8 protein-coding genes (1 of these 8 running past the window's edge) are annotated in these 6,427 nt (G+C 41.9%); 7 read left to right on the forward strand and 1 reads right to left on the reverse strand.

Annotated elements, in window-relative coordinates; all coding sequences use genetic code 11:
* The first annotated feature begins 33 nt into the window (after positions 1–33).
* From acpS to GRQ40_RS01660, 6 genes are all read left to right on the forward strand, one after another.
* Entirely contained in the window at positions 34–396 is a 363-nt protein-coding gene (gene acpS, locus GRQ40_RS01635; protein WP_044742002.1) for a holo-ACP synthase, read from the forward strand.
* A 90-nt stretch (positions 397–486) separates the two neighbouring features.
* Entirely contained in the window at positions 487–1,500 is a 1,014-nt protein-coding gene (locus GRQ40_RS01640) for a LolA family protein (protein WP_044742001.1), read from the forward strand.
* Positions 1,501–1,703: 203 nt separating this feature from the next.
* The gene (alr, locus tag GRQ40_RS01645) at positions 1,704–2,873 is read left to right on the forward strand and encodes an alanine racemase (RefSeq protein WP_044742000.1); all 1,170 of its coding nucleotides are present in this window, start codon (positions 1,704–1,706) and stop codon (positions 2,871–2,873) included.
* Between the two features lie 138 nt (positions 2,874–3,011).
* Entirely contained in the window at positions 3,012–3,293 is a 282-nt protein-coding gene (locus GRQ40_RS01650) for a CopG family ribbon-helix-helix protein (protein ID WP_044741999.1), read from the forward strand.
* 4 nt (positions 3,294–3,297) lie between these two features.
* The gene (gene ndoA / locus GRQ40_RS01655) at positions 3,298–3,648 is read left to right on the forward strand and encodes a type II toxin-antitoxin system endoribonuclease NdoA (protein WP_003253417.1); all 351 of its coding nucleotides are present in this window, start codon (positions 3,298–3,300) and stop codon (positions 3,646–3,648) included.
* Between the two features lie 128 nt (positions 3,649–3,776).
* Entirely contained in the window at positions 3,777–5,942 is a 2,166-nt protein-coding gene (locus GRQ40_RS01660) for a Tex family protein (protein ID WP_066149000.1), read from the forward strand.
* A gap of 251 nt (positions 5,943–6,193) precedes the next feature.
* Here GRQ40_RS01660 and cmpA read toward each other — a convergent pair whose 3' ends face one another.
* Positions 6,194–6,319, reverse strand: coding sequence for a cortex morphogenetic protein CmpA (gene cmpA / locus GRQ40_RS01665; protein ID WP_139788175.1), 126 nt, complete (start codon positions 6,317–6,319; stop codon positions 6,194–6,196).
* Positions 6,320–6,402: 83 nt separating this feature from the next.
* On the opposite strand from cmpA, the gene GRQ40_RS01670 reads away from it, so the two are divergent.
* Positions 6,403–6,427 carry the beginning of a SprT family protein gene (locus GRQ40_RS01670; protein ID WP_159719246.1) on the forward strand. The gene runs 452 nt beyond the window's last position, so only the first 25 of its 477 coding nucleotides appear in the window; it begins with the start codon at positions 6,403–6,405; the stop codon falls past the right edge of the window.

The following is a 6,427-nucleotide window of genomic DNA, read 5'->3' on the forward strand; positions in this document are numbered from 1 at the left end:
AATGTATGTATGGAACAGAAAGGATAGAAGAAAATGATTGCAGGAATCGGAATTGATATTGTCGAGCTGGATCGAATTCAAAAGCTAATAGAGCAAAATGAAAAATTTGTGCAGCGTATTTTAACGAAAAAAGAGAAAGCGATTTTTGATTCGTTGTCAAACGAACGAAAAGTCGAGTTTTTGGCCGGAAGATTTGCCGCAAAGGAAGCATATGCAAAAGCGATGGGAACAGGGATTGGAAAAAACGTTTCGTTCCAAGATGTGGCTTTTATTAATAATGAAAAGGGCAAGCCAGAAGCCGTTGTGACACTGGAAGGACACTATATCCATGTCTCCATTTCCCATAGTCGTGATTATGCAGTGGCCCAAGTAATTATCGAGCGCTTGTCATGCTAGTCTGCATATTTGCCCGTATGGTCTCATATATTGGTAATGCAAAAAGGAGTCATGCTCCTAATGTTGATATGAGACAAAGGGGTTGAAAAAATGAGGAAACATTTGGTTAGCGCATTGCTTGGCATTGTTCTGCTTTTGGGGCTAGCAGGATGCGGTGCGAAATCACAAGAAGATGTTGTTAAAGCGCTTGATGAAAAAATGGACGAAGTCTCCAGCTACCAAGCCACAGCCAAGTTAACGCTCAAGACGGGAGCGGAGCCGCAAGTGTATGATGTAGAAATTTGGTATAAGCAACCACATTATTACCGCGTGAGTTTAAAAAATGACGAGAAAAACCAAAATCAGATGATTTTACGCAACGACGAAGGGGTTTTTGTGATTACTCCAGCGTTGAACAAAAGCTTTCGCTTCCAAAGCGATTGGCCGAAAAACACAAGCCAAGCCTATTTGTATGAATCGTTAGTGAAGGATATTTTAAGCGACAAAAAAGCAAGCTTTAAAGCGAAAGGCGATCACTATGTGTTTGAAACGAAAACGAATTATCCAAACAGTCAAGTGATTCCGAAGCAAGAAATTACTTTAAACAAAAAGGACTTAGCTCCTGTGTCAGTCAAAGTGATGGATACGGATATGAAAGCATTGCTTACTGTACAATTTTCCAAAATTGAATTTAATAAGAAATTTGACAAAAACGCATTTGATACAACGAAAAATATGACAGGAGCACGTTTAGAAGTACCGACGATGGCCAAAGGGGAAAATGAAGCTGCGGAAGTAATGTACCCGATTAACATGCCGACAGGTGTTGAACAAATCGACGAAAAGGAAATCGCAACGAAGGACGGAAAACGGGTGATTATGACGTTTGGCGGCAAAAAATCATTTACTCTTATCCAAGAGGCAGCTCAAGCCTTACCGACATTCGGTTCATCCGCACTTGTCAATGGTGAGCCAGTGGACTTAGGATTTGCTATCGGGGCACTCACAGATCATTCACTCACATGGACATATAAAGGAATTGAATTTATGATCGCTTCCGAAGACTTAACAAAGGACGAAATGGTGATGATTGCTCAGTCTGTCCAAGGAAAAGAAGCGAAATAGAAAAAATGCACAGGCTCAAAAATTCAAGAGAGCCTGTTTTTTATTATTTTTGTTCCATCATGCGGTGTTTTGCTAGATTACAAGGCCAACAAAGTCAGTCGATTTTATCTGACCCCATGGTTAAAAATATCTTTAGTTGACATCATAAAAATAAAAGACAATAATTTTTTATATAACTGGAAATAGAGGAAGTGGACTACACGATGATACATTCGTTTCATAGAGACACTTGGGCGGAAGTCGATTTGGATGCTATTTTCCATAACGTTACGTCATTGCGCGCCTTTTTAGGAGAGCAGACAGAAATTATGGCTGTTGTGAAAGCGAATGCGTATGGGCATGGCGATGTCCAAGTGGCCAGAACCGCGTTGGAAGCGGGGGCTTCGTATTTGGCCGTAGCTTTTTTAGATGAAGCGCTTGCGCTGCGAAAAAAAGGAGTGGGCGCCCCGATCCTTGTATTAGGCGCGGTTCGCCCTGAAGACATTAACTTAGCCGCTCGCGAACAAATTACGCTCACCGTATTTCAGAAAGAATGGCTGGAAAAAGCCAAAAATTTGTTTACAGAGAAACAGCCGGTTTCTTTTCATTTAAAAATGGATACCGGAATGGGCAGAATTGGCGTGAAAGAGGAAGAAGAAACAAAACAAATTGTTGCGATGATTGAAGAGCATCCGTTTTTTTTATTAGAAGGAGTATACACCCATTTTGCCACTGCCGATGAATTAGATACACAATACTTTTCATTTCAATACGAGAAATTTTTACGCATGCTTGAATGGCTCCCTTATTTGCCAAAGCGGGTCCATTGTGGAAACAGCGCGACAAGCTTGCGCTTCCCTGATAAAGTATTCAATATGGTTCGTTTCGGGATTGCGATGTATGGTTTGTCTCCTTCGATAGACATGAAGCCGCTCTTGCCTTTTTCATTAAAGGAAGCGTTTTCGCTCCATAGCCGCATTGTTCATGTAAAATGCTTGCGCCCAGGGGAAAAAGTGAGCTACGGCGCCACCTATACAGCGGAAGAGGAAGAATGGATTGGAACGGTGCCGATTGGATATGCAGACGGATGGATCAGAAAATTGCAAAACTTCCATGTGCTCGTAAATGGAAGAAAGGTGCCGATTGTAGGGCGGATTTGCATGGATCAAATGATGATTCGTCTGCCGGAACAAGTACCGGTTGGCACGAAAGTCACATTGATCGGCAAGCAAGAAGCTGCTCAGGTAACAATAGATGATGTGGCCAAGTATGTAGGAACGATCAGCTACGAGATCCCTTGTACAATAAGTTATCGCGTTCCCCGTATTTTTTTAAAAAAGAAGAGTATAATGGAAGTGAGAAATGTTGTTTTAGATGGCAACGGCTGCTCATAAATAAAAATTTCTCTGTCATCGCCAGAGAAAACCGAATTTGGCTTTGCATCTCCCTTGTTTAATGATATTATAAAGTGGGAGTAAGTATTATAAATGGGAGCGGACTATTTGGCTATAGTTTCCTGGAGGTGTATGTTCATGTCTGAATCGAGCGCAACAACAGAAATCGTCGTTCGCTTACCCCAAGCATTGTTGACTGAGTTAGATGGTCTTGTCAAGCAAGAAAACGGTAATCGAAACGACCTCATTTACCAAGCGACTAAAATGTACATTCGTGAACGAAAAAAGCGGCACATTCGCGAGGCGATGAGACGCGGTTACATGGAAATGGCGAAAATCAACTTGTCGATTGCATCGGAAGCGTTTCTTGCGGAATATGAAGCCGACCATACCGTTGAACGTTTAGTTAGCGGGGGGTAATGCTTTGATTGTTAAGCGTGGCGACGTTTATTTCGCGGACCTTTCCCCGGTAGTTGGTTCGGAGCAAGGAGGCGTGCGTCCGGTATTAGTTATTCAAAACGACATCGGAAATCGGTTTAGTCCAACAGTTATTGTGGCAGCTATAACAGCGCAGATCCAGAAAGCCAAATTGCCCACCCACGTGGAAATTGATGCGAAACGGTATGGATTTGAACGAGATTCCGTCATTCTTTTAGAGCAAATTCGTACGATTGACAAACAAAGGCTCACGGACAAGATTACGCACTTAGATGACGAAATGATGGATAAAGTAGATGAGGCGCTCCAAATCAGTCTAGGGCTCATTGATTTTTAAAGGGGAATACGGTCTGTCTATCTAAATAGCTCGAATATGGAGAATCCGTAGAAAATAGCTGCATCATTTGTAGCTATTTTTATTTTTTGGTAAAATGACCATTATTACATAGTTGGGGGTTAGGAACTTTGGTGACTACAGAAACGCTTATCGGAATCATTGCTGAAGAGCTGCGCTTATCTGTTCAGCAGGTGCGCAATGTGATTTCTCTTTCAGAGGAAGGCAATACGGTTCCGTTTATTGCTCGCTATCGAAAAGAAATGACAGGTGCGTTAGACGAGGTGCAAATTCGCGAAGTGCTCGAGAAATGGAGCTACCTGCAAAACCTTGAAAAGCGGAAGGAAGAAGTGTTGCGCCTGATTGATGAGCAAGGAAAATTAACAGAAGAGCTTAAAGGCGCGATTCAAAAAGCGGTAAAGCTGCAAGAAGTAGAAGATTTGTACCGGCCGTACAGACAAAAAAGAAGAACGAAAGCGACCATCGCAAAGGAAAAAGGTCTTGAACCTCTAGCAGAATGGCTGTTTACATGCCCCATGAGCCCGCTTCCAGAAGAAAAAGCAGCAGCATTCATGGATCCTGAAAAAGAAGTGTACACAGTGGATGACGCACTTCAAGGAGCAAAGGATATTATCGCTGAACAGATTTCTGATAACGCTGCTATTCGCCAATGGATTCGTACACAGACTTGGAACAAAGGTATCATTGTATCGACTGCAAAAGAGGTCGAGAAAGATGAAAAAAATGTATACGAAATGTATTATCAGTACGAAGAACCGGTACATAAAATTGTTCCTCATCGAATTTTAGCGTTAAATCGCGGTGAAAAAGAAAATGTGCTTCGCATTTCTATTCAGGCGCCTGTTGCGGATATTATAGAGTATATGAAAGCCCAAACAATAGTGAATGCACAGTCTAAAGCAGCTTTTTATATAATTGAAGCGATCGAAGATGGATATAAACGTTTGATTGAACCGTCCATTGAACGGGATATACGAAATGAACTCACAGAGCGAGCGGAGGAAAGAGCCATCCACATTTTCGCAGAAAATTTGCGCAATCTTTTGCTTCAACCTCCATTAAAAGGAAAAATAGTACTGGGAGTGGATCCTGCCTATCGGACAGGTTGCAAGCTGGCCGTGGTAGATGAAACAGGTAAGCTATTAAAGATTGATGTGATCTATCCTCATCCTCCACAATCGAAAATGGATGAAGCACGTGAAAAAATGTTGCGTATTATTCAGGAATATGGTGTACAAATGGTCGCGGTTGGAAATGGGACGGCCTCGAGGGAAACAGAACAATTTGTAGCTGATACGTTGAAACAGCTCCCACAAGAGATTTTTTATTTAATTGTTAATGAAGCAGGAGCAAGCGTATACTCTGCTTCGGATTTAGCGCGGAGAGAATTTCCTGATTTGCAAGTAGAGGAAAGAAGCGCGGTTTCCATTGCCCGGCGTGTTCAGGATCCTCTTGCCGAACTTGTAAAGATTGACCCAAAATCGGTCGGAGTCGGCCAATATCAGCACGATGTTTCGCAAAAAAAACTAGAAGAATCGTTGCGCTTTGTGGTAGAGACTGTTGTTAACCAAGTTGGAGTAAATGTCAATACCGCTTCTGTTTCTCTTTTGCAATATGTATCAGGCCTATCTAAGTCTGTTTCTGAGAATATTGTCAAAAGAAGAGAAGAACAAGGTAAGTTCAAAAACCGCAATGAGCTAAAAACGATTCCACGGCTTGGCGCCAAAACGTATGAGCAGTGTATCGGTTTTCTGCGAATCGTAGATGGGAATGAGCCATTAGACAGAACGCCTATTCATCCTGAACGATATGCTGAGGTAAAAAAATTGCTTCAAGGAATTGGATTTACGGCAGATGATATCGGCAGTGATGCTCTTCGCCGGGCTTTACAGTCCATTCCGATAAAGGAAACAGCAGAAACACTTGGTATCGGAGAGCTTACACTAAAGGATATTGTCGATGCCTTAATCCGTCCTGAGCGAGATCCACGTGATGAATTGCCTAAGCCGTTACTGCGAAAAGATATTTTAAAAATGGAAGATCTGCAAAAAGGAATGGAGCTGGAGGGAACCGTCCGCAATGTTGTCGATTTTGGTGCATTCGTTGATATTGGAGTAAAGCAAGACGGGCTTGTCCATATTTCTAAGCTAAGCAAGCGATATGTAAAGCATCCGCTTGACGTAGTAGCGGTAGGTGAAGTGGTCAAGGTTTGGGTGGAAAGTGTCGATGTTTCCAAAGGGAGGATTTCGTTATCGATGCTTCCATTGGAGCAATAGAAAAGCTTTCATTATGTTTTTGTCGCAAAATAAGGGAAGCTTGAAATCCAGCTTCCAACGGGGGAGAACTCCACCATTAGAAAGCCAGTCCATATATTTAGCTTTTCGTCATGCATCCGCTTGACGAAGTCTGAACAACGCCGCTTTCAGTTCCGTTGATGGTTCTGGGAAGCGGCGTTGTCTGGACACCGTTCAAAATAAGCTCTATATTGATACAAATGTTACCATCTCCAGTTTATCAATAAGTGGTATTAACGCTTTTTTGAAATAGCCTCTTTCTTTTGGTAGAAAAACCAGCACTGGTTTAATAATTTTATTTGATAGCGATTTTTCTCATAATAAGCTCGGCGCATTTGATTTTTTAACCATGTCGGCATAGGAAATACCTCCATTTTGAAAAAAGGTAGTATATAATCTATGTATTAAGAAGTCGTCCTGTGCTACAGAAGGTGAAAAGAAAATGGAGCAAAATGAATTACAGAAGC

This window comes from Anoxybacillus sp. PDR2 (genome assembly GCF_009834045.1).
Lineage (GTDB): Bacteria > Bacillota > Bacilli > Bacillales > Anoxybacillaceae > Anoxybacteroides > Anoxybacteroides rupiense.

Bases quoted from the DNA above. Each gene is read 5' to 3' on its own strand.
- acpS (WP_044742002.1), top strand. From the start codon at position 34: ATGATTGCAGGAATCGGAATTGATATTGTCGAGCTGGATCGAATTCAA.
- GRQ40_RS01640 (WP_044742001.1), top strand. From the start codon at position 487: ATGAGGAAACATTTGGTTAGCGCATTGCTTGGCATTGTTCTGCTTTTG.
- GRQ40_RS01650 (WP_044741999.1), top strand. From the start codon at position 3,012: ATGTCTGAATCGAGCGCAACAACAGAAATCGTCGTTCGCTTACCCCAA.
- cmpA (WP_139788175.1), bottom strand. From the start codon at position 6,319: ATGCCGACATGGTTAAAAAATCAAATGCGCCGAGCTTATTATGAGAAA.
- alr (WP_044742000.1), top strand. From the start codon at position 1,704: ATGATACATTCGTTTCATAGAGACACTTGGGCGGAAGTCGATTTGGAT.